The sequence below is a fragment of the Candidatus Protofrankia californiensis genome (genome assembly GCF_900634765.1).
GTDB lineage: Bacteria > Actinomycetota > Actinomycetes > Frankiales > Frankiaceae > Protofrankia > Protofrankia californiensis.
This window is the reverse complement of record NZ_CAAAFT010000390.1, coordinates 14,666-16,956: the sequence shown is the minus strand read 5'-3', so window position 1 is coordinate 16,956 and position 2,291 is coordinate 14,666. Positions and strand designations below refer to the sequence as shown.

The following is a 2,291-nucleotide window of genomic DNA, read 5'->3' as shown; positions in this document are numbered from 1 at the left end:
GTCCGCGTCCCCGCCTACCCGCCTCCCAGGCGCCCGACCCCGGGGTGACCCGCCCCCGGATGACCGCCGCCCGGATGACCGGCCTGTGGGCCGGTCATCCGGGCGGCGGTCATCCGGGGGCGGGTCACCCCGGGGTCGGGCGCCTGGGAGGCGGGTAGGCGGGGACGCGGACGGGAGGTCGTGCGCTGATGCCGCGGCGAGAGGATCTGACCAGCGTCCTGGTCATCGGATCAGGACCGATCGTCATCGGTCAGGCCTGCGAGTTCGACTATTCCGGGACGCAGGCGTGTCGGGTGCTGCGCTCCGAGGGTCTGCGGGTGGTGCTGGTCAACAGCAACCCGGCAACGATCATGACCGATCCCGACCTCGCGGACGCCACCTACGTCGAGCCGATCACCCTGGAGATGGTCACCAAGATCATTGATCGGGAGCGTCCGGACGCGCTGCTGGCGACCATGGGCGGGCAGACTGCGCTGAACACCGCCATGGATCTGCACAATGCGGGCGTCCTCGACCGCTACGGTGTCCGCCTGATCGGTGCGAACATCGACGCGATCCGCGCGGGCGAGGACAGGCAGGCGTTCAAGGACATCGTGGCCTCCGTCGGCGGCGAGACCGCCCGCAGCGCCATCTGCACGACACCCCAGGAGTGCCTGGCCGCCGCCGAGGAGTTCTCCTACCCGGTGGTGGTACGCCCGAGCTTCACCCTCGGCGGCGCCGGCAGCGGTTTCGCGCACGACGCCGACGAGCTGCGCCGGATGGCCGCGGACGGCATTGCCGCCAGCCCCTCGTCGGAGGTCCTGGTCGAGGAGTCCGTGCTCGGCTGGAAGGAGTTCGAGCTCGAGCTGATGCGGGACCGGGCCGACAACGTGGTCGTGGTCTGCTCGATCGAGAACATCGACCCGATGGGTGTGCACACCGGCGACTCGGTGACGGTCGCCCCGGCGATGACGTTGACCGACCGCGAATACCAGCAGATGCGGAACATGGCCATCGCGGTCATGCGCGCGGTGGGCGTCGACGCGGGTGGGTGCAACATCCAGTTCGCCGTGGATCCGGCGACCGGGCGGCTCGTCGTGATCGAGATGAACCCCCGGGTATCCCGGTCGTCGGCGCTGGCGTCGAAGGCCACCGGGTTCCCGATCGCGAAGATCTCCGCGAAGCTCGCGCTCGGATACACCCTGGACGAGATCCCCAACGACATCACCCGCACCACGCCGGCCGCCTTCGAACCGGCGCTGGACTACGTCGTGGTCAAGGTGCCGCGGTTCGCCTTCGAGAAGTTCCCGGGGGCGGACCCGACGCTGACCACGACGATGAAGTCCGTCGGTGAGGCCATGGGGGTGGGGCGCAGCTTCGCCGAGGCGCTGCAGAAGGCACTGCGTTCGCTGGAGCAGCCGTCGGCGGTGTTCGCGTTCACCGGCGATCCGGGGGCTGCCGAGCAGCTGCTGGAGCGGGCCCGCGTCCCGCACGACGGACGGCTGCGCACGGTGCAGCAGGCCCTGCGGGCCGGCGCGGACCGGCTGCGGGTGACCGAGGTGACCGGCATCGATCCCTGGTTCGTGGAACAGATCGACTACCTCAACCGGATCGCCGCGACCGTCACCGGTGACCTGGCCGACATCGCGCCGGCCGACATCGCGCGGGCCAAGCGGGCGGGGTTTTCCGACGCCCAGCTCGCCGACCTGCTCGCCACCACCGAGGACGCGGTCCGCGCGGCGCGCCACCGCGCCGGTATCCGGCCGGTCTACAAGACCATCGACACCTGCGCGGCCGAGTTCGCCTCGTCCACGCCGTATCACTACTCGTCCTATGACAGCGAGACCGAGGTCGCCCCCAGCGACCGGCCACGGGTGATCGTGCTGGGCAGCGGGCCCAACCGGATCGGGCAGGGCATCGAGTTCGACTACGCCTGTTGCCACGCGGTGATGGCGCTGTCGGACGCCGGCTACGAGACGATTATGATCAACTGCAATCCGGAGACGGTCTCCACCGACTACGACACCGCTGACCGGCTCTACGTCGAACCGCTCACCGTCGAGGACGTCCTGGAGGTCGTCCACGCCGAGCAGGAGGCCGGGCCGCTGATCGGCGTGATCGTCCAACTCGGTGGCCAGACCCCGCTGGGTATCGCCGCGGCGCTGGCCGCGGCCGATGTCCCGATCATCGGGACGGAGCCGAGCGCGATCCACCTGGCCGAGGACCGTGGCCTGTTCGGGCAGGTGCTCGCCCGGGCCGGGCTGCCCTCGCCCCCGCACGGGGTGGCGACCTTCTTCGCCGAGGCCCGGTCC

Annotated in this window: 1 protein-coding gene; it reads left to right on the top strand. The window is 70.5% G+C overall.

The genetic code is table 11. The annotated features are described in order from the left end of the window. Positions 1 to 188: 188 nt before the first annotated feature. On the top strand, positions 189 to 2,291 hold a 2,103-nt coding region (gene carB, locus DD1DGNOD_RS20050; RefSeq protein ID WP_131770815.1), incomplete at its 3' end, for a carbamoyl-phosphate synthase large subunit.